This is a genomic window from Pedobacter sp. KBW01, from assembly GCF_003852395.1.
Lineage (GTDB): Bacteria > Bacteroidota > Bacteroidia > Sphingobacteriales > Sphingobacteriaceae > Pedobacter.
Map to the genome: position 1 here is coordinate 133,582 of NZ_QAJQ01000013.1, position 19,667 is coordinate 153,248.

Consider the following 19,667-nt stretch of genomic DNA (forward strand, 5'->3'; position numbering starts at 1 on the left):
TTTAGGCCGAAAGGTTAAAACGTAAATGTGTTTAGCGTTTTGCGCGTAGCGTTTGGCGTCGATTAATCCACATAAATAGCCAATCATCACTTTGTGATCGTCATCCTGAGCGAAGTCGAAGGATCTTTTTGAAGTAATACGTATTATAAGGTATACCTTATATATACAATAACCAAAGACCTAGCTTTAATAATCAATCACAAATGAACTAACCAATTTGCAATAGGCAGTTTGCAGTTATCAATGAACAAATGACCAATGAACTAACCCTTTGCGAGTCAGTTAACCAATTTAAACAATTAACCAGTTAACCAACATATAACTAAATTTCCTTTTCTTTGCACCGATGAAAAAATATTATCTGATTATTTTACTTGCGCTCGTTTCAGGAAGTGCTTTTGCACAAATGAAACTCATCAGGAAAATGCTCTCGAACGAAAAAGATACTACGCGCAAAGCCAGCTTCTTACCTCTACCCGCTTTTGGTTACAGTCAGGAAACCGGATTTGAATTTGGTGTTGGTGCTATTTATTCATTTTATATAGACCGCAAGGATACGCTGAACCGCAGTTCCAATTTCGCATTAAACACCACCTATTCTACCAAAAAGACAGCTAATTTTATGCTTAAGGGAGATTCCTGGACAAAAGGAAACAAATACCACTTTATTGGCGATATCCGTTTTAAAAACCAGCCATTTAATTTTTATGGTATTGGCAATAACGCTAAAAAGTCAGACGAGGATAAATTAGATCAAAGAGTTTTTAAAACACTTTTCGATGCAGAAATGAACACCTTACCCAAAGCCTATACAGGTGTTTCATTAGGTTTTGAGAATTACCATTTTATAGACAAGGAAGCTGGCGGCATTTTCACCACCAATCCACAGATTTTGGATAAAGAAGGAGGTTCGGTAGCTTGGATTGGAGCATCGCAGAGTTACGATACCCGCAACAGTAACAATTACCCAACCAAAGGTTTTTTTGGTAGGGCAACCTACCAGTACGCTCCAGATTTTTTTGGCGGAGAAAGTTTCAATGGCTCACAAATAAAGCTCGACCTCCGTGGTTTCTTTAGCTTAGCTCCTAAAGTGGTCCTGGGTGTACAGGGAATATTTTATACCATACAAAGTAAAAGCACACCATTTTATTTATTGCAGCAGTTAGGAAACGACCAAATGATGCGGGGTTATTACAGTGGCCGTTACCGCGACGAAAACTTAATGGCTGCACAGGCCGAAATCCGCTACCGTTTTATGAACCGTTTTGGTATTGTAGCCTTTGCAGGTACGGGTAAAGTATTTGCTAATGGGCAATTTAATGGCAATGGGCTAAAGCCAAACTACGGCGTTGGAGGCCGATACTTTTTCGATCCGGCAAAAGGCCTGAGTGTTAGGCTCGATTATGGTATAGGCGAAAAACTGCCGAACGAAAAACGCCAAAGCGGGTTTTATATCAGTTTAGCCGAAGCGTTTTAAAGGATTGAACAATATGGATGATGGGGATTATCTTGTCATCCAGAATGTTGAGCCACGGAGGCATAGAAAACACTGAAATTACTTTATCTCTTCCATCTTACCTCCTTAATTATTCCTTTTCCTTTCCTCTTCATTACCCTCTTTCCTATCCAGTTGCTTAATTTTTTCGTTACCAAAATTATAACGGAAGGTAATCCGCAGCTGACGGCTATCGTAATAGTTATGGTATTCCTGACTGATGTTGTTTACCAGGCCGCTAAAACGGTATTGGTTTGTTTTTAAAACATCGCTGGCGGTAATACCCAATTGTATCTTTTTATGAAGCAATAAAGTTTTAAGCCCCAGATCAAGATTATATTGGTTTTTATTTTTGTTCAGCCCGTCAATTGTTGGAAACTGGTACCAGAAACTTAGCTCACCCAAAATGGTTTTCGATTCGTTAAAAACAAACTGGTTAAGGGTAGAAAAATAAGCACCAAATCCGTTCAAACTACCTAAGGTTTGCCTAATGCTGGAATTAGCTACATTGTAAAAAACATCAAGCTGACTGATACTTTCCCAGCCCTTTATCGCGTTAAAGGTAATTGCATTACTTAATTGATAATGATAGCCAGTTATAAAATTAACCGGTTTAGAAACCTGGATATTCGTGGCGGCATCAATAAAGTTAACATCATTAAATCCATTTGTGGTTTTGCTGAAAGACAACGAAGTGCTGTACCTATGATGCGTATAGGAAAGCTCGATGTTATCGTTATAAGATGGCTGCAGAACTGGATTGCCTTGCGTATAAGCATACTGATTGCTATACCAGCGAAAAGGGTTTAATTTCCGGTAAGCAGGTCGGTTAATGCGGCGGCCATAATTAACAGAAAATGTGTTTTTATCATTTGCCCGATAAGTAATATAAAGCGTAGGAAAAAGCTTGAAATAACTATTCTCATTTTGCTCATTAACCGAAACACCTTCAATATGTGTATACTCTCCCCTCAAACCAGCCTGAAAATCCCATTTTTTTATGCTTTTATTGAAATTAACATATAAAGCCTGCGTGTTTTCCTGGTAGTTGAAGCGGTTGCGCTGAGCCTCATCAATTTGGTAGGCTCCATTTCGTATTTTATAGAAAGCAAGATCGCTCTGATTTTCGATAAAGCTGAGTTTTGCTCCTAACGATAAATTGAAGGTTTTATAAGGCAAATGTGCGTCAGCAGTTAAAGTATATAAATCGATGCCCTGTTTACTGCCCGATAAATATTCGGCGAATGAATTTGAAATAACCCCACCATCCCGAAAAAAGCTGGTATTGTTAAAAAACCTGTTCTTATCATCGCCATATTTAAACCAATCGGCATTAATGAGGAGTTGCTTTCCCGCCGAATCCAAAATCTGTTTGAAGTATAGATTGGCCGAATGGTAATGAGACCTGATTTGGGCATTTGCATCCGAGTTCAAAACCGAATCTAAACCGCCCATTTTGTCATAAATATTGGTTTTAATATTTTCTTCCGAGTGGAAATTGGTTAAACCTCCACTATAGGATGCGCCCAGCCAGGCTTTTTTAGCAAACTGATAGTCCAGAGAAATTGATGCGCTGGGTACTGTTCTAAAATTGCGGTCTTTATTAACAATGTTCCAGTTTTGCGACGGATAAAAAACATTGCTCAGTTCAAAGGGCACAATAGATCCTTTTCTGAGATTAAAGTTTGTATTTATCGCCACACGGTTTTTACGGAACCCAAGATTTCCCCCAACAGCCCCGGTGAAATAAGTAGCCCTTGTAAGCGACCCATTTAAGGACCCCTTAAAACCTTCAGCATTAACTTTTTTCAATACAATATTAATCAGGCCGTTATTTCCCTGTGCATCGTACTTAGCCGGCGGATTGGTAATAATTTCGATTTTGGCAATGTTATCCGATGAAATTGATTTTAAATAGTTTGATAAATCATCGCCTGATAGTTGTATCAGCTTATCATCAATCAGCACACTTACACCACCCTTTCCTACCAGTGAAACCTTATCGTTCAATACCCTTACTCCAGGAACTTTTGATAGCAACTCCAGTGCATCGGTTCCAATGGCAGCAATGCTATGCTCAGCATTAAAAACTATTCTATCTGCTTTCTTTTCTATTAATACCTGCTTTGCTGCAACCCTAATTTCGGCAAGTGTTTCCTCTGCGGCAAAAAGCTGTATATTAATGGTTGTATCGGCCGTTAAATTTAAATCACTGCTAACAGTCTTGAAATTAATCGCCGAAAAAATAACAGAATACCTCTCACTATTCATTTTTCTAAAATGGTAAATACCTGAACTATCAGTCTGTGTATAGTTTATCCGGTTTTGAGGCCCGGAAATTTTAACTGTAATAAAAGGCAAGGCTTTAAAATCCTGATCTGCCACTTTGCCTGAAATACTAAACTGAGCGCGGGAGGGTAAAACAGAACATAGTGCAAACAAAAAGAAAAGAAATCTCAACATCTATCGGTTAAAACCGGCACCATATAATTTGGCCTTTTCCGTTCTTAAATTGAAAAATAAACTATCGGCTTTGATAACCTTATTATCACTTGAAATCATAGTTGCTTTATTGACCATTACCGAATTGTTATGCTTGTTATAAACAATTTTGGCGCCAGATAAAACCACTCCATTATACATCAATTTAGCATTTCCGAATAGGGATACAACAGATTTATCGCGACTCATCTGAGCTGAATCTTGTGCACTATATTGTACTTTAACATCATCATAATAATGTTTCTGAGAGATGGAACTCATCAAATCATCAAGATCATTAAAAGTCTTCATTACTCCATTACCACTATCGAAACTAAAGCCACCTTTTTTTAGATTAAAAGTAATGAGATTAGATTTCAACCGATAATTATCCTTTGAATTTATAAACGAAGCATTTTTTGCTACCATTGTACCGTTTATTTCATCCAGCTCAACATATTTAGCATTTAACTTGTTATTGTTAATATCAATTTCCGCATTCTCCATTATGGAAACTTTCTGCTTCGCATTACCTGTCATTTTGGAAAAGGAAATAATTTTGGGCTTAACAGGCAATAAAAATCTGGCATTATCTTTTAGTTTATCAGAACTTACTAACCGCAATGGCTTTTGTTCTTTAATTTCTGTTGTAACTTTAGTTGCTTTCATTTCCCTTCGCGCTACAATTATAACCGGATATTTGCTATCCTGCCAAACATCAACTTTATTAACAAGTACGCCCAAATTTTCGCCTGGCTTTAATGTTAAAGTTCGCATAATTTTGGGTTCTATGTAAACCCGGTAGCGCTTTTCACCAACTTTTAATAACACCCCATCTGCTATTTTGGCTACACCAAAATAATGGACTTGCTCAATTATTCCGTTTATTTTTTTGCCTTTGATACGATTTGCTTCCGATAAAAGATTTGCATATCTAGCTGATTTTTTCCATGTATTATAATCTTCATATTCGAATATTATATTGCCATCCATATTTTTTATTGCTTTTGGCATATACGTGTTTTCGAATTTTTTGTATCTATCTGGTTCTCCAATTGGATGTGGAGGTATTATATTAGGCACAACAAAAACACTTAATTCATCGCCAATTCCAATTTTTACATCAACAAACCCTGATGATATGGTATAAGTCCCATTCGTAGCTTTTAGCGTAAAGAATACTGATTCTAGATCTTTACGAGTTTTCACAATTACACCTTTTATCCATTTTCCATTAGAATAATCAAGTTGCAATTGCTTGTTTTCAATCTTGTTGGTAAGTGCAACATCAACATAACTAACTGTAAAGCCATAAACCAGCCCCAGTAATACCGGTAATGATAACACATAAAATAACTTTTTCATATTCTTAGATTTAGCGTGAAACAACATTTTAATCCGATCTTTAACCGGGCTTTTAACAAAATTGTGGATCAGTGGGATATCACTTTTGCTTACCGCCAGTTTCAATAATAAGCCGGCATAGGCCTGGTTTCCAAAATCGGCTGAGGTAATTTCATCGGCTTCATATTCGTGTACCTGCTCTAAAGCCTTATCATACAGGTAAACAATGGGATTAAACCATAAAAGTGATTTAAAAACCATTAGGATAATTTTATCCACTGAATGGTATTGCCTTGCGTGTACCTGCTCATGTTTAAGCAAAACAGCTAAATCAACATCACTCAATTTATCAGCATCAATAAAAACATAATTAAAAAAAGAGCAGTTGGTAAATCCCTTTGTTTTGGGTACCAGTTTTAAGCCTTCATTGTTTTTGATTGAACCTCTGGTATGCCTCAATAAGCTAAGTAATCGCCATAAACAGATCAACAATAAAAGCGAAGCTATGCCTACATAAGCATAAGACATCAGCGCCGACCAATCCATTTTAGCCTCAGCTTTTTTTTGATCGTACTCTAACATTACCGGCTGGATAAGCTGTGCAGGAGCCATACTTATCGGTTTTAATTCGGGCACGTTGGCCGGTATTTCTGTTTCTACCACGGCTATTTTGCGCTTAACTTCAAATTGCAAAGCCGGAATAACAAAACTGAGTAATAAAGTAGCCAGCAGGTAAAAACGGTTAATTTTAAAGAAAGTAAGCTTTCTTAAAACAACCACATAAAACCCAAAGAATAATACCGTGCAGGCAGTAACTTTAAGCAGATAGGTTAACCATTCCATAATCTTTATTTAGCAGCCTCGTTTAGTAAAATCTACAAATCCATCTAAAATCAGGTTGCAAATACGTCTGATATTTTTATCCTCGTTAATGTAATCCAGACTTTTTTTGTCAGAGATATTACCCAGTTCAATTAAAATAGCTGGCACTTTTGATTCTCTCAGTAAGAATAAGTTTGCATTCTTTAACGAATCTCTCACCGCTAAACCGTTTAGGTTTTTCAGTTTACTTAAAATACCTGCTCCTAAATCTTCAGCTATTTTAATATTGCTGTTTAGCTTGGAAACATAAACTTCTATGCCGCCAAAAGGAACCTGGGTATTGGCTGGCGAATTGGCATTGTGATGAATGGATACAAAAGCAGTAGCCTCTTGTTTAGGTAAACGATCACTAAGCGGTAAAAACTGATCGGTAGTTCTGGTTAGTATTACTTTTATACCCCTTTTGGCAGCTTCTTCTTTTAAAATATTTACCGCACGCAGGTTCAGGTCTTTTTCCTTTTGTCCATCCAAAGCAGTTACCGCACCATCTTTACCACCATGCCCGGCATCAATTACCAATACAGGTTCTACTTCGTCAAAAGCATTACGTGCTTTCGGGTTAACTACTATACTGCTCTTTAAATAATTTAGCGCGTAAACATTCGGTTTTTTTGGTGCATCGGCAGAAGTCTGGTTCGTAGCCAATGCTTTTTCTACAATAATTTCCTTCCTGTTTATAAATGCCATGCAGCAGATCATTAAAACAGGAATAATGGCTAAATAGGCAAGCTTTTGCAGCTTTGCATTTGGTTCTTTGTACAACATCATAATTCTATTTTTTAATGGAAGTTTACTGAAACTGTTAACCGCCAGGTTTTGACAGGGCATTGCCAGATTTAAAAGCAGCGAAGCGTACACCTTTTTATCTGCAACTTTGGATGTTTCCCTATCGGCCAGAAATTCGTGGTTATGGTCAATCGCATTGCGCCAGAAATAAATAACAGGGTTAAACCACAAGATGGCCGTTACCAGATTAACCAAAAGCTTATCTAAAATATGTAACTGCTTTACATGTACCATTTCGTGTTTGACAACCAGTTTCTTTTCTTCAAATGGCAATGATGAATCGATAATAATCTGGTTAAAAAAAGAGCAGTTTTTAATGTCCGACTGGCTATTTACTAAAAGAATGGTACCATCCCTGTCGGTTACCTGTTTGCGCAACTGAAACCGGATACGCGCCATCATAAAGAACATCCTCAAAATAAAAAAAGCAAGAATGGAGTAGTAAACGTATGTTATCACTTCATTCCAGTTAACGGTTACCTCGGCACTACCTCCTTCAGCTTCAATATCCTGTTCTGTAAAACCATCGTTGCTGTAACCTATTTTAGCTGGCACCTCCTGATTGCTCCTCAGTACTTCGTGGCGGCTTTCTATTGTTAGTGCCGGAATGCTAAAACTCAATACAAGCATCAATAACAGATAGGCACGGTTGAGGTTAAAAAACGTAAACCTGGCAAGCAAAAAATGATAAACGGCAAAAAACAACGTTGTACATGCCGAAACTTTAAGGAGATAAATTAAAATCATGACCGGTCGTTTTGGTTAATTAACTGTTTAATTTCTTCTATATCTTTTTCGCTTAACTTTTCTTCTTTTACCATAAACGATAAAAGGCTGGCCGGAGAATTATCGAAATACCCCGAAAACAGTTTCGAAAAGGTTGTTTTGGCATACTCATCTTTTGTAATGGCAGGAAAGTATTCGTAAGTTTTACCATAAGCCTTGTAGTTTACGTATCCCTTTTTCTCCAGTAAACGCACTATCGATGAAATAGTATTATAAGGTGGCTTGGGTTCGTCATCCAGTTCTTCGATAATATCTTTTACAAATGCCTTTTGCAATTTCCATAAAACCTGCATAATGCGCTCTTCTGTCTTGGTTAATTCTTCCATAACCAAATATATAACTTATTTTTCAGTTATACAACTTAAAAACAAGTTACACAACTGAAACGTCAGTTTAAAAAACGCAATCAATTGATTTACAGATAGAAAAAAAGCTATAACATCTATGTCAAAAACCAGCCAATATGAAAAATCGATAGCACCGATCATACAGCTGTGCCAGGAATTTGGTTAAAAATCTATCTTGTTCTAAAGGAATTGTAAGGCCAGCTATAAGTATGGCTTAAGTATACGTAACGCATAGATACAGTATAACAATAGTATTAAAATCAAATTTTATGAAATGCCGTAATTTGGGCTACAATGGTTTTACTTACTGAGTCCTGCAACCGCATTAATGGTAAGTGCTACAATTACGGTATTGAAAATAAAGGCAATTAAACTGTGTAGCAGCGACAATCTCCTGATGGTACGGTCAGAAATTTCGACATCCGAAACCTGAAAAGTCATGCCCAAAACAAAAGAAAAATAAGCAAAATCGATAAAGTCTGGTTCATCATCACCCGGAAATTCTAATCCCGAACCTCCCTTTTCTGATTTTTCCTTCCGCTTATCACCATAATATAAATGGGCATAGCGCATAGTAAAGGTAGTATGTACCAAAAACCACGATAAAAACATACCCAGTATTGCGATGACCAAATCTATTGGCTCAATATCTTTGTTTATCAATAACAAAATTACCGCAAGTAAACCGGCAAAGGTAGAAACCACCACAATCGCAAAAATTTCGCCCCGGGTTTCATCCTGCATTTTTGCTTTTAAATGGGTTTCGGCTGCCGAAGTATGAAAAAACATGTACCAGTGGAGGATAATAAGAACCAGACAGAATACATCCCACCCAAACATAATGTGCGTGAGGGCATCCATCTTAAAAAGAAGCGAGAGCAGATAAGCTGCAATTCCCGAAAAGAGGCTGAGCAGCAAAATAAATAATGCCGATCGTTTTTGAATACCTGCTAATTTCGGTTCTGCCTGCATGGATTTAAAACTTAAGTTTAAAATGTTCTTTAGCCTGTCCTTTTTTAAAATAAACCAATCCGATCCAAAACAAATCGATGGTTACGGTAACATCGGGGTGATTTTTAATTTCTGTCCAGGCTTCTTTCATTCCTTCACTCCAGTAAATATCGTCAAAAATCAGGAGCGAATTTTCATTAACTTTTGGCAAACACCAATGGAAGTAGTTCAAGGTAGCATCTTTACGGTGGTTACCATCAATATAAACAAAATCCAGGTTGGGTTGGTGCGCAATAATATCGGGTAAAATTTCATCGAAATTCCCCACATGCAGTTCAATATTATTTAAATCGAGCGCATCAAAGTTCTTTCTGGCTAGTTCTGCCGTTTGCGGGCAGCCCTCAATGGTAATAATCTCTGCGTTGGCATTTGTTTTGGCCAGATATGCAGTGGTAATACCCAAGCATGTACCCAGTTCAATCGCACTTTTAGGGTTGGTATCTTTTGCCAGGCGATAAATAAGCTTGGCCAAACGCGGACTTTTTAATGCATTTTTGGCAATCTGGCTTACCTTTTTTGTACGGTTTTTATTCAAGTGAGAGCCCGCACCGAGGTCTGTAACCGTGATTATGGAATCGTCATTAAAAAGTTTTTTTCGCTGTTCTTCTATGTTTTTGTATTCAGATTTGTCGTTAAAATCGTAAATTACCTCATCAGCGAGCTTATACACAAATGGCGAATGCGTTCCGTGTCGGCTCTTTGCTGTTAAACGGTGTTTAAGGAAATCAGTAATAAATTGAAATAGCATAATATTGCAAAAGTAATTAAACGCCGCAAACGTATGTATGTTTTATGGAAAATATCGCAGAGATAAGTGCTTTAGTAAAATTGCTGGATGATCCGGACGAGGAAGTGTACCACCATGTAGAGAAAAAACTGCTGGAATATGGTGGTGAGGTAATCCATTTTTTAGAAAATGCCTGGGAACAATCGTTCGATGGCCTGATGCAGGAACGCATCGAAAACATTGTTCATCAAATTCAGTTTAAAACCGTTAAAGAAGATTTAAACCTTTGGTATTTAAGTGGTGCTTTCGATTTATTGCAAGGCGCACTGATTATAAACCGTTACCAATACCCCGATTTAGATGAGCAAAAGGTAATTAACCAGATCGAAGAAATAAAAAGGGATATCTGGCTGGGCTTGCAGTACGAAATGAGCTCGGTAGAAAAAGTAAAACTAATTAACCACGTTTTATACCAGGAATATGGTTTCGGCGGTAATACAAAAAACCATCACGACCCACAGAACTCATACCTCAACCAGGTACTGGAAAGCAAAAAAGGCAACCAGATTTCTTTGGCGATTATTTATTCAACACTAGCCCAAAAGTTAGATTTGCCTGTGTATGGAATCAATTTGCCGCAACATTTTATTTTAGGTTATATAGACGATAGCAAGCAGGATGGTACCGAATATGGTGTTCTTTTCTACATCAATGCTTTTAACCGCGGTAACATTTTTGGCAAACACGATGTAGATCAGTTTCTGCGTCAGCTTAACCTGGAAGCTTTGCCAGAGTATTATAAACCTTGCAGCAATACCGATATCATCCGCCGTGTAATCAGAAACCTGATTTCTGCTTACGAAAATGCAGGGGCAACAGAAAAAGTAGCCGAATTAAACGAATTACAAAATATCTTAGCAGAAAAATAGCTTACAAATCCCTCAGCCTGTGTATAAAAAATACGGTAGCCTATCCAGAATTTGCCTGTTTATAGCATTTATGCTCTTCGTTGGTAGCATAAAAGCACAAAAACCAGTTAAACCAAATGTTATTGCATACTACACTGGTCAGGGAGGATCGGTTATCGATAGTTTTCCGATTGAGAAAATAAGTCACCTGATTTACAGCTTTGGGCATTTAAAAGGCGATAGCTTAAACATCAGATCGGCGAAAGATTCGGCCTTGATTTCGAAAATGGTTGATTTAAAAAAGCGCAATCCCAACTTAAAGGTAATGATAGCCATGGGCGGCTGGAGTGCCTGCAAAGACTGTTCGGAAGTATTCAGCAGAAAAAATGGCCGCAAAACATTTGCCAAAACAACCAAAGCACTTTTAGATTTTTTTAAGGCCGATGGTATAGATATCGATTGGGAATACCCCGCCGTTTTAGGTTACCCTGGGCACAGGTACACGCCTGATGACAAACATAACTTTACTTTATTGATTAAAGAATTAAGGAGCAAGCTTGGCAAAAAAGCCGAAATTAGTTTTGCCGCCGGAGGTACACAAAACTGTATCGATTCTTGTTTTGAATGGGATAAAGTAATGCCGTTGGTAAACAGGGTTAATGTAATGAGTTACGATCTGGTAAGCGGTTATGCTACGGTAAGTGGCCATCATACACCTTTATATTCTACCGATAAGCAACAGTTATCGGCCGATTATGCCGTAAAATCGTTAATTGGTTTGGGTGTACCTGCACATAAAATAGCACTTGGTGCTGCATTTTATGCCCGCATTTTCGAAAACACTACCGATGCTAACCAGGGCCTTTACCAGCCCACCAAATTTATCCGTGGTGTTTCTTTTAAAAACTTTAAAACCACCTTTACCGAAGCTGATGGCTATACCTATTATTGGGATGAGGTAGCTAAATCGCCTTATTATTACAACGCTAAAAATATGCAACTGGTTACTTTTGACGATCCCAAATCGATTGATTTAAAAACCAGATATGTAATCGATAAAAAATTAAATGGCATTATGTTCTGGGAGCTTACCGATGATGCTTATAGCAATGGTTTGCTTGATATTATTGATAAAACGATAAAAGGGATCTAAGTCTCAAATTTTGAATGATTGAGTTTTGAATGAGAAAATCTAAATATTCAAAATTCAATCCTTCCATCATTCAATCCTCCAATCATTCTATAATTCAACATTAGCCCGCTAGCGCGAAGCACCAAAAGTTACTATCCAATAATTTTGTGCCATGCCTGCCCCTGCTTCCTTACTTTTGGCATCCATCATGGCTTTACAATGGCTTACGCTGTTTTTCCATGCGGCTACAACCTCATCTGTCCTACTATAACCTTTGGCTAAATTTTCAGCGATGAAATTACCTTTATAGCCAGCACTTACCGCTCTTTCATCGGGGCTTACGCCTTCTGGAGACAGGTGATCAAAATAGTTTCTCTGTGCCATATCTTTTGCATGTGCTACCGCAGCATTTTGCAATTGGTTATTGATAGCCAGATTGGGTACAGGAGGCATGTATTCTACTCCACAATTACAACCACTTTGCCTCAATAAGTTAATTTTATCAACCAGCAGAATAACCTCATTTCCTGGCTGAATGACCTCATCCTTTTTACACTGTATCAGTAAAGTACCAGACAGCAAAAACCAAAAAACAATTGACCAGTTTTTCATTTCGATTTTGTGGAACAAAGGAGGAAACTTAAAAGCTTCCTCCCTAAATAAATTTTCACTTAGTAAATTAAAAGGCTCTTTCCCTGCCCAGGTAAATATTTTTTGCGGTATATAAGGTATTACCACCCGGACCTGGCGACCCGCTATCGCCCTCCATTTGCATGTTGATGATTAACCACATCGGTTTATTTACCGAGTTGCTCATGGTATGCTTGGCTACCCAAACATTATCAATGTAATAATGGCAGTCTACATCAGTTGCGCTCACTTTGTTATACCAGCATTTGTAATTGTGGTAAGAGCCCGCATTAGAAACAGCAGTAAGTTTGTTTTCCCAGCCACCATCGTAAGTGTTCTGCCAATTGGTATTACTCCCTTTAAACTCCATAATATCGCTTTCAGGAGGCCAGGAGTTAACGCCTGTAATCCAAAAAGCGGGCCAGGTACCTTTTACAGTTGGTACTGCAAAATCGCCAGATATGGTATAACTCGGAAACTGATCGTTAATTACCACCTGTTGCTTGGCGTGGCAGGCACCCGAATTGTACCAGATAGCTACATTGGTAAAGCCGTTAGCAGTACTATTACCAGGAGAGCTGGCTAAGCGGGTAGCCTTGATGGTGAGTACACCACCACTTAACGAAATCTGATTATGGTTTGAAGTACTGCCCACCATGCGCGCCGAACCGTTATGATCGGTACCCCAGGGATAGTTGTAATTCCATTGTGCCTCAAAATTAGCATAACTGGCGAAAGAATTGCCATCAATTAAGGTTTCCCAGGCTTTTACCTGAGCTTTTTCTGGTTGAACTTCTGCCTTATCTTTTTTACAGGATGAAAGCGCGGTAAGCAGGCATGCCAATAGCAGGCACCATTTCATTGTTTCTTTTCTCATTTTTTTTGAATTAGGTAAATATTTGGTTAATTGTAAAGACTAGTTCATGATCTATAACCATATAAAAATCTGAAATACAGCACTATTTATAGCCAACAACTATAAACCAGCTTGTACTTTAATTAAGTAATTTGGTTAGATCATTTGCAATGCATCAGCGTTACCACCGACGTACTTGTAAGCAAATCTATACAGACTACTACTAAAAAATGAGGGGTTAAATCGTAAAAATAGAGTGGTAAAATGAGCGTTTTTGCTGGTTATAGAATCGGCAGCTTTTAAGTTGTACTTGTTATCAACCTACTTAGCGCTGAGCTTAATCTATTCATTTAACACAGTGCCTATAAAAATCAAAGGCCCGAACATAAAATATGATCAGGCCTTTAATATCATGCATGGTTTTTATTTACAGGTATAATCTAAAATAAATTTCCCTTTGTATGTTTCCGTCTCTGCCGGGCCACCAGAAGGATAAAATGTAGAGGTATTGGTATAGTTTAAAGAAGTAGCATTTCCTTTAGAATCGTATTGATAAGTATAGGCTAAGGTTTCATCGTTAAAAGGATCTCCATCCTGATCGATTGTTTTTGATACACTTTTAATCAATACGTTTTTAGATTGCTTACCAAAATATCCACCCGGAAAATAATCAACGTGGTACGAAAGGGGATCGGATATTTCGTAAACATTCATAGCTATATCGTTCGAGTAGCTGTAGGTTATTGTTTCCTTATAACCGCCATGAGCAGCAATTGAAACAGCACTTACCAAATTGCCATTTGCATAAGCTAAGTTATCGGTTGTACTTAATTCGTTATTTAAATAGTTTTTTACCTGAATCAGGTAGCCTTCGGCATTATACGTATATTTCCGGGTATAATCATAAGAAACCCCGCCAATAGTAATTATACCATCGCTACCGCTTGAAACCGCTCTTCCGTTCTCGAGCACAATTTCTGCCACCTGACCAGTTTCATCAGTAGCTGTAATTTTATTGGTAGTGTAAACATAGGTATTGGTTTCAGCACCGCTGGTTAGCTTTGAAATCCGGCCCTGAGCATCGTAGTTAAATGCAATGGTATAACTTCCTAAAAAATCTACATCAGCCTTTAAAGTAGCAAGTTTACAACCATTTCCTCCATTCGGATCGGGAAAGGCATTCCAGTCAATTTCTTTTTTACAACTTGCTATAGCGAGAATAGCAATCAGAGATACCATCAGGTATTTCACCGTTTTTTGCATGGTGTTTTAAATTAAGAGGTTAAAATATCAGCAAAGATATTAAAATTTCTCTTTCTTCATCCAGCTACTCAACAGGTTAAACCAATCTACATCCGAAGTTTTATTGATCAGTCCAAACCCGTGTCCACCATTTTCGTATAAATAAATGTCGGTATCGACATTATTTTGCTTTAATGCTTCGTTCATTAAAACACTATTGGCATAGGGAACGGTTTTATCATCTTTTGCATGCACAAAGAAAACCGGAGGTGTTTTCTTATTTACATGCCTATTAGCCGAGAAATAGTGCTTTAAATTATCACTAGGATTAGCACCTAACAGGTTTTTCATAGTCCCTGTATGCACCGATTCCTCAAAGCTGATAACCGGATAAATCAGGGCAGCAAAGCTGGGCTTTAAATTTAATTTTTCAGGATTGGCAATTTTAAGATCGTTATAATGAGCTACCAGCGTAGAAGCAAAATGTCCGCCAGCCGAAAAACCCATTATCCCCACCTTACTGACTTTAATTCCGTACTTTTTCGCATTTTTCTTTACCAGGTAAATGGCCTGTTGTGCATCCTGTAGTGGCCCATAGGTTTTATCAACCATAATTTCATCACTCGGCAAACGGTACTTCAATACAAAAGCCGTTACACCAATGGCATTAAAACGTTTGGCTACATCGGTTCCTTCATGACTAAAAGCCAAAGCGCCGTAACCACCGCCCGGGCAAATAATTACAGCTGTTCCGGTTGCAATTTCTTTTGGAGCTACAAAAACTGTCATGGTAGGTACCGATACTTTGGTAATGCTTAGCGTACCATTGCTGCGTACTTCGGTATGCTCGGCATAGGTTGCCGGTGTAGTTTTTGCACCCGGAATATCGCCCGTGTACAAAGGAATTACTTCTTGTGCTTTCACATCAATCACTAAAATGGCTAGAATTATCAGGGTTAAACTAAATTTCATATCTATTTGGTTTCTTTTTTTGTAGATCTAAGATAAAACAATAGCGATTTATATTCCTCTTCAGCCATTAAATGGATTGGGATAAAAAACGGTGAGGGATTCAATAAATTTGTGATGCTAATGTATTTGTCATAAACTTTAAACTTAGTAATGATCTCCCATTTAGCAAATGACCTGTAATGCTCTGTTATGCCTTCAACTCCTTCATCAGTAATGATAATTTTTCGGGTGCTTGACTGATTAAAAGCCTGATTTAAATCACGCTTTACCGTGGTAAAAAAATTACGTTTAACTCTAAAAAATCTAATTAAAAACAATAGGGATATCATCCAACAGATAAATAATATTTCCAGATCAATTTCCCTGTCCAAATCTTGGGTTGTTGGCGTATTTTTAATCATATTGTAGAAATACCCATAAAAAACAATACCTAAGACAAAAAATATCAACGAAATAATTAAAAGTTTTCTTCCGTGGACACGCCAGACCAGTTGGCTTGCTTCAAGCATATTTTGCTTAACATTATTATCTTCAATGTTTATATTCATAGTAAGTGATCTGGCTTAATACGATTATTATAAAATCTCAGTATTAGTAATTTTCATCCGATTAAAACTCCATTAAATATGCTTTCAAAAAGTCGTTGATATCGCCATTTAAAACCGCATCGGGATTTGAAGTCTGATAATTGGTACGGTGATCTTTCACACGCCTGTCGTCTAAAACATAACTCCTAATCTGTGAGCCCCATTCTATCTTTTTCTTCGATCCTTCTACGGCAGCTATAGCTTCGTTACGCTTTCTTTCTTCGATTTCGAACAACTGCGATTTAAGCAAGCGGATGGCATTTTCTTTATTCTGCAGCTGCGATCTAGACTCCTGGTTTTTAATAATAATGCCCGATGGTTTGTGGTATAAACGTACTGCAGTTTCAACCTTGTTTACATTTTGTCCGCCGGCACCACCAGCCCTAAAGGTTTCAAACTCAATATCGGCCGGGTTAATGTCAATCTGGATGGTATCATCAACCAGGGGATAAACATATACTGATGCAAACGAAGTATGTCTTCGCGCATTCGAATCGAAAGGAGATATCCGCACCAAACGGTGAACCCCGTTTTCGCCTTTTAGGTAGCCATAAGAGAAATCGCCATCAAACTGAAGTGTTACCGATTTAATACCCGCAATCTCCCCTTCCTGACTATCCTGTTCGGTAATTTTGTAGCCGTTTTTCTCACCCCACATCAGGTACATCCGCATCAGCATATAAGCCCAATCGCAACTTTCAGTACCACCGGCTCCAGCAGTAATTTGCATTACAGCCGAAAGTTGATCTTCTTTACTGCGCAGCATATTTTTAAGTTCAAGATCTTCTACAGCTTGTTTACTGATTTCGAACTGGTCTTTCATTTCGGCTTCCGAAGCATCTCCGGATTGGAAAAAATCGAACATCACCGCTCCATCCTCAACCGCATTATGGGTTTGGTTAAAGCCGTCAGTCCACTTTTTCTTTGCACTTATTTCGGCCAGAATTTTCTCTGCTTTTTTAGGGTCGTCCCAGAAATCGGGCGCCATGGTTAATTTTTCTTCTTCGCGAATGGCGTAAAGTAGCTCATCAACGTCAAAGATACCTCCTTAGAGACGTTACTCTGTCCCTTAAATCCTGAATCTGTTCTTTGGTCATGAAACAAATATAGCAACTTTTTAATCTCTCTTTTGTAGTAAAAGATTGCTATATGGCTTCATTGTTGAATTGTTAGGTATATGCAAGTAACAATTGGACAATTTAATAATGAAACAATGATAAAGTAGTTTGCAATTGCCAATGATAGGTTATGGCTAGAGATTCTCTATAATCAGATTTCTCGATTGCGTTGCACTCCGCTCGAAAGGACGATCACGTTAAGTGTTTAACATTTGAAACAAGTTAACCAGTTTAAACAATTAACCGATTAACCCCTATGCAGTTTGCAGTTACTAATGAACCTCCTACTTCTTCATTCCCATATAATCAAGCGTAAGGTTAGCCAGCAACTTTACCCCTAAAACAAAACCACTTTCATCGAGATAAAAATCAGGGGTATGGTGCGATGGCGCCTTTAAGGGATCTTTCCCTTTAGGCATACCTCCTAAAAACACAAACAAGCCCGGTACTTTTTCTTGAAAGAAAGAAAAATCTTCGGCACCTGTAACAGGTGGCTTCAACTTTACATGCTCTTTACCTGCGGTTAACTGCATACTTGGTAGCATTTTTTCGGTAAGTGCGATGTTATTAAAAGTAACCGGATAATGGTTACTATAAGGAATCTTTACTACAGCAGTTGCCCCACCAGCCTCAGCTGTTTTAGTAGCAATGGTTTTAATCCGCTCAATAAACATTGCTTCATCCTCTTTGCTGAAATTACGCACTGTACCCAGCATTTCTACCTTTTCGGGTATAATATTCGAGCGTAAGCCGCCATTAATAGCACCTATGGTAACTACACCTGGGTTTTCGGTAACATTTAAATTGCGGCTTACAATGGTTTGCAGATTGTTGATAATCTGTGCCGAAATTACCACGGGGTCGATACTGCTCCATGGGTATGCACCATGCGCCTGCCTACCCGTAACTGTAATTTTCATATCGTTTACAGCGGCCATGGTTCCACCTGGGCGGTAAGTTACATCACCCACTTCAGTCTGCGAATTGATGTGCAAACCAAATATTACATCCACCTTTGGACTTTCTAAAACTCCTTCTTTAATCATTAGAGCTGCCCCTCCTTCATCTCCCTCGGGTACGCCCTCTTCTGCGGGCTGAAATATAAATTTCACTGTTCCCTGAATATCTTTTTGCATACCAGCTAAAACCTCGGCAACACCCATTAAAATAGCCATGTGACTGTCGTGCCCACAGGCATGCATTACGCCTACCTCTTGTCCGTTATATTGTGTTTTCACTTTTGATGCAAAAGGTACATCCACCCGTTCGGTAACAGGCAGCCCATCCATATCGGCCCTTAGTGCTACAACCGGGCCTGGTTTTCCGCCTTTCAAAATACCCACCACACCGGTTTTGGCTATGCCAGTTGTTACTTTAATGCCTAAAGACTCCAGATGTTTAGCAATAATACCTGCTGTTCGTACTTCCATATTGCCCAGTTCAGGGTGTTCATGAAAATCACGTCGCCAGTTTATCACTTTCTGCTCAAGCCCATCAGCTTTTTTAGCAACTGTTGATCTTATTTCTGGTTTCTGCGCAAAAGAAGGGATAGAAATTAGTGAAAAAACAATCAGGTATATCTTTTTCATGTAAGGAGTTTGTTTAAGTATAAAGATCAATAAGTTAAAGAAGGTAATCGCCCTCAAAAGAGCCGTTTAAAACGAAACTGAAGGCAAACTATTCCCCATCAAATGATTTAACGAAAAACATTAAATCAATTCAACTTCAGGTGTTTCCGCTTCCAAAATTCTACCGTCCGATAAGGTAATTGTAAGTTTAAATTTATGTTTCTTATTAAGATTTGGTGTTACCTGTAAAAAAATACCCTCATAAAAAGCATACATGGTGTCATAATTTAGATCATTGGAAATTTTAATATAATCAGCAATTGGAATTATAGTAGCGCCTTTTCTTGCTTTGAAATACAAACTAAGATCGGTATTTTTTGGATGACTGGCGTCGAAATCGTTATTTGAAACTATTTTTAGTGATAAAATGTCCTCCTTACTTATAAAGTCATCTTCATTGCAACTGCAAGCGTAGGCAGATTGCATTAATCCCCAGGTTGTGTGCTGCTTGCTCATTGTTAACAACGCTGTTTGCAACAAAACCTGAATACCATAATTAGCACCGGAAATTGTCCCTGCACTGGTAATCATGGGCTGTGGCAAAGACAAATCCATATTTTTTAGTGAAAGCCCTTTATTGGTAAAATAAACTGTTCTGGTTGGCGGACAATTGCAATTTACACATGCAACAATAAGTTGAGCTATTAAGGCTAATCCAAAAACGAAAAATATCTTCTTAATCATGAGAAACGTAAATTTTCAATTTCAAATTTAATAAAAAAAGCCATCCCTTCG

At 38.0% G+C, this 19,667-nt stretch carries 17 protein-coding genes; 3 read left to right on the top strand and 14 right to left on the bottom strand.

Going from position 1 to position 19,667, the window contains the following annotated elements; all coding sequences use genetic code 11:
* Positions 1–346: 346 nt before the first annotated feature.
* Complete coding sequence (locus DBR40_RS14840; RefSeq protein WP_124560539.1) at positions 347–1,477, top strand: BamA/TamA family outer membrane protein; 1,131 nt, start codon at positions 347–349, stop codon at positions 1,475–1,477.
* A gap of 105 nt (positions 1,478–1,582) precedes the next feature.
* Here DBR40_RS14840 and DBR40_RS14845 read toward each other — a convergent pair whose 3' ends face one another.
* The 6 genes from DBR40_RS14845 to DBR40_RS14870 all read right to left on the bottom strand — a co-directional run bounded on the left by DBR40_RS14845 (position 1,583) and on the right by DBR40_RS14870 (position 9,880).
* The gene (locus DBR40_RS14845) at positions 1,583–3,958 is read right to left on the bottom strand and encodes an outer membrane beta-barrel protein (RefSeq protein ID WP_124560540.1); all 2,376 of its coding nucleotides are present in this window, start codon (positions 3,956–3,958) and stop codon (positions 1,583–1,585) included.
* Positions 3,959–6,163 (bottom strand): M56 family metallopeptidase, encoded by a 2,205-nt coding sequence (locus tag DBR40_RS14850; protein ID WP_124560541.1) that lies wholly within the window; start codon positions 6,161–6,163, stop codon positions 3,959–3,961. It lies immediately after the preceding gene.
* Between the two features lie 9 nt (positions 6,164–6,172).
* Positions 6,173–7,735 carry an N-acetylmuramoyl-L-alanine amidase gene (locus DBR40_RS14855; RefSeq protein WP_124560542.1) on the bottom strand — a complete coding sequence of 521 codons (1,563 nt, stop codon included), beginning with the start codon at positions 7,733–7,735 and terminating at the stop codon, positions 6,173–6,175.
* Positions 7,732–8,100: a BlaI/MecI/CopY family transcriptional regulator gene (locus DBR40_RS14860; RefSeq protein ID WP_124560543.1), complete on the bottom strand. Its 369-nt coding sequence runs from the start codon at positions 8,098–8,100 to the stop codon at positions 7,732–7,734. Before DBR40_RS14860 ends, DBR40_RS14855 begins: the two co-directional genes overlap by 4 nt.
* A gap of 321 nt (positions 8,101–8,421) precedes the next feature.
* Positions 8,422–9,093: a DUF1345 domain-containing protein gene (locus tag DBR40_RS14865; RefSeq protein WP_124560544.1), complete on the bottom strand. Its 672-nt coding sequence runs from the start codon at positions 9,091–9,093 to the stop codon at positions 8,422–8,424.
* A gap of 4 nt (positions 9,094–9,097) precedes the next feature.
* A complete protein-coding gene (locus tag DBR40_RS14870) occupies positions 9,098–9,880 on the bottom strand; it encodes an O-methyltransferase (RefSeq protein ID WP_124560545.1) in 783 nt (260 codons plus the stop codon).
* Positions 9,881–9,924: 44 nt separating this feature from the next.
* Here DBR40_RS14870 and DBR40_RS14875 point away from each other — a divergent pair, with 44 nt between their 5' ends.
* Together DBR40_RS14875 and DBR40_RS14880 are read left to right on the top strand one after the other, a co-directional pair.
* On the top strand, positions 9,925–10,788 hold the full coding sequence (locus tag DBR40_RS14875; RefSeq protein ID WP_124560546.1) for a transglutaminase-like domain-containing protein: 864 nt from the start codon (positions 9,925–9,927) through the stop codon (positions 10,786–10,788).
* A 19-nt stretch (positions 10,789–10,807) separates the two neighbouring features.
* Positions 10,808–11,920, top strand: coding sequence for a glycoside hydrolase family 18 protein (locus tag DBR40_RS14880; protein WP_233603900.1), 1,113 nt, complete (start codon positions 10,808–10,810; stop codon positions 11,918–11,920).
* A gap of 108 nt (positions 11,921–12,028) precedes the next feature.
* On the opposite strand, the gene DBR40_RS14885 is transcribed toward DBR40_RS14880, so the two are convergent.
* From DBR40_RS14885 to DBR40_RS14920, 8 genes are all read right to left on the bottom strand, one after another.
* Positions 12,029–12,511, bottom strand: coding sequence for a CAP domain-containing protein (locus DBR40_RS14885; protein WP_124560547.1), 483 nt, complete (start codon positions 12,509–12,511; stop codon positions 12,029–12,031).
* Positions 12,512–12,578: 67 nt separating this feature from the next.
* On the bottom strand, positions 12,579–13,406 hold the full coding sequence (locus DBR40_RS14890; protein ID WP_124560548.1) for a glycoside hydrolase: 828 nt from the start codon (positions 13,404–13,406) through the stop codon (positions 12,579–12,581).
* 402 nt (positions 13,407–13,808) lie between these two features.
* Positions 13,809–14,648 (bottom strand): DUF4595 domain-containing protein, encoded by an 840-nt coding sequence (locus tag DBR40_RS14895; protein ID WP_124560549.1) that lies wholly within the window; start codon positions 14,646–14,648, stop codon positions 13,809–13,811.
* A gap of 39 nt (positions 14,649–14,687) precedes the next feature.
* A complete protein-coding gene (locus DBR40_RS14900; RefSeq protein WP_124560550.1) occupies positions 14,688–15,599 on the bottom strand; it encodes an alpha/beta hydrolase in 912 nt (303 codons plus the stop codon).
* 2 nt (positions 15,600–15,601) lie between these two features.
* Positions 15,602–16,147: a hypothetical protein gene (locus tag DBR40_RS14905; RefSeq protein ID WP_124560551.1), complete on the bottom strand. Its 546-nt coding sequence runs from the start codon at positions 16,145–16,147 to the stop codon at positions 15,602–15,604.
* A 61-nt stretch (positions 16,148–16,208) separates the two neighbouring features.
* Positions 16,209–17,283, bottom strand: a protein-coding gene (gene prfB, locus DBR40_RS14910) for a peptide chain release factor 2 (RefSeq protein WP_124560552.1) whose coding sequence is annotated in 2 segments (ribosomal slippage) — positions 16,209–17,222 and positions 17,224–17,283 — 1,074 coding nt in all. Because the reading frame shifts where the segments join, the coding sequence is not laid out codon by codon here.
* A gap of 305 nt (positions 17,284–17,588) precedes the next feature.
* The gene (locus DBR40_RS14915) at positions 17,589–18,893 is read right to left on the bottom strand and encodes an amidohydrolase (RefSeq protein ID WP_124560553.1); all 1,305 of its coding nucleotides are present in this window, start codon (positions 18,891–18,893) and stop codon (positions 17,589–17,591) included.
* Positions 18,894–19,013: 120 nt separating this feature from the next.
* Positions 19,014–19,616, bottom strand: coding sequence for a DUF5034 domain-containing protein (locus tag DBR40_RS14920; RefSeq protein ID WP_124560554.1), 603 nt, complete (start codon positions 19,614–19,616; stop codon positions 19,014–19,016).
* Positions 19,617–19,667: the final 51 nt, after the last annotated feature.

Bases quoted from the DNA above. Each gene is read 5' to 3' on its own strand.
- DBR40_RS14920 (WP_124560554.1), bottom strand. From the start codon at position 19,616: ATGATTAAGAAGATATTTTTCGTTTTTGGATTAGCCTTAATAGCTCAA.
- DBR40_RS14895 (WP_124560549.1), bottom strand. From the start codon at position 14,648: ATGCAAAAAACGGTGAAATACCTGATGGTATCTCTGATTGCTATTCTC.
- DBR40_RS14865 (WP_124560544.1), bottom strand. From the start codon at position 9,093: ATGCAGGCAGAACCGAAATTAGCAGGTATTCAAAAACGATCGGCATTA.
- DBR40_RS14890 (WP_124560548.1), bottom strand. From the start codon at position 13,406: ATGAGAAAAGAAACAATGAAATGGTGCCTGCTATTGGCATGCCTGCTT.
- DBR40_RS14885 (WP_124560547.1), bottom strand. From the start codon at position 12,511: ATGAAAAACTGGTCAATTGTTTTTTGGTTTTTGCTGTCTGGTACTTTA.
- DBR40_RS14850 (WP_124560541.1), bottom strand. From the start codon at position 6,163: ATGGAATGGTTAACCTATCTGCTTAAAGTTACTGCCTGCACGGTATTA.
- DBR40_RS14845 (WP_124560540.1), bottom strand. From the start codon at position 3,958: ATGTTGAGATTTCTTTTCTTTTTGTTTGCACTATGTTCTGTTTTACCC.
- DBR40_RS14900 (WP_124560550.1), bottom strand. From the start codon at position 15,599: ATGAAATTTAGTTTAACCCTGATAATTCTAGCCATTTTAGTGATTGAT.
- DBR40_RS14905 (WP_124560551.1), bottom strand. From the start codon at position 16,147: ATGAATATAAACATTGAAGATAATAATGTTAAGCAAAATATGCTTGAA.
- DBR40_RS14875 (WP_124560546.1), top strand. From the start codon at position 9,925: ATGGAAAATATCGCAGAGATAAGTGCTTTAGTAAAATTGCTGGATGAT.
- DBR40_RS14860 (WP_124560543.1), bottom strand. From the start codon at position 8,100: ATGGAAGAATTAACCAAGACAGAAGAGCGCATTATGCAGGTTTTATGG.
- DBR40_RS14855 (WP_124560542.1), bottom strand. From the start codon at position 7,735: ATGATTTTAATTTATCTCCTTAAAGTTTCGGCATGTACAACGTTGTTT.
- DBR40_RS14915 (WP_124560553.1), bottom strand. From the start codon at position 18,893: ATGAAAAAGATATACCTGATTGTTTTTTCACTAATTTCTATCCCTTCT.
- DBR40_RS14870 (WP_124560545.1), bottom strand. From the start codon at position 9,880: ATGCTATTTCAATTTATTACTGATTTCCTTAAACACCGTTTAACAGCA.
- DBR40_RS14840 (WP_124560539.1), top strand. From the start codon at position 347: ATGAAAAAATATTATCTGATTATTTTACTTGCGCTCGTTTCAGGAAGT.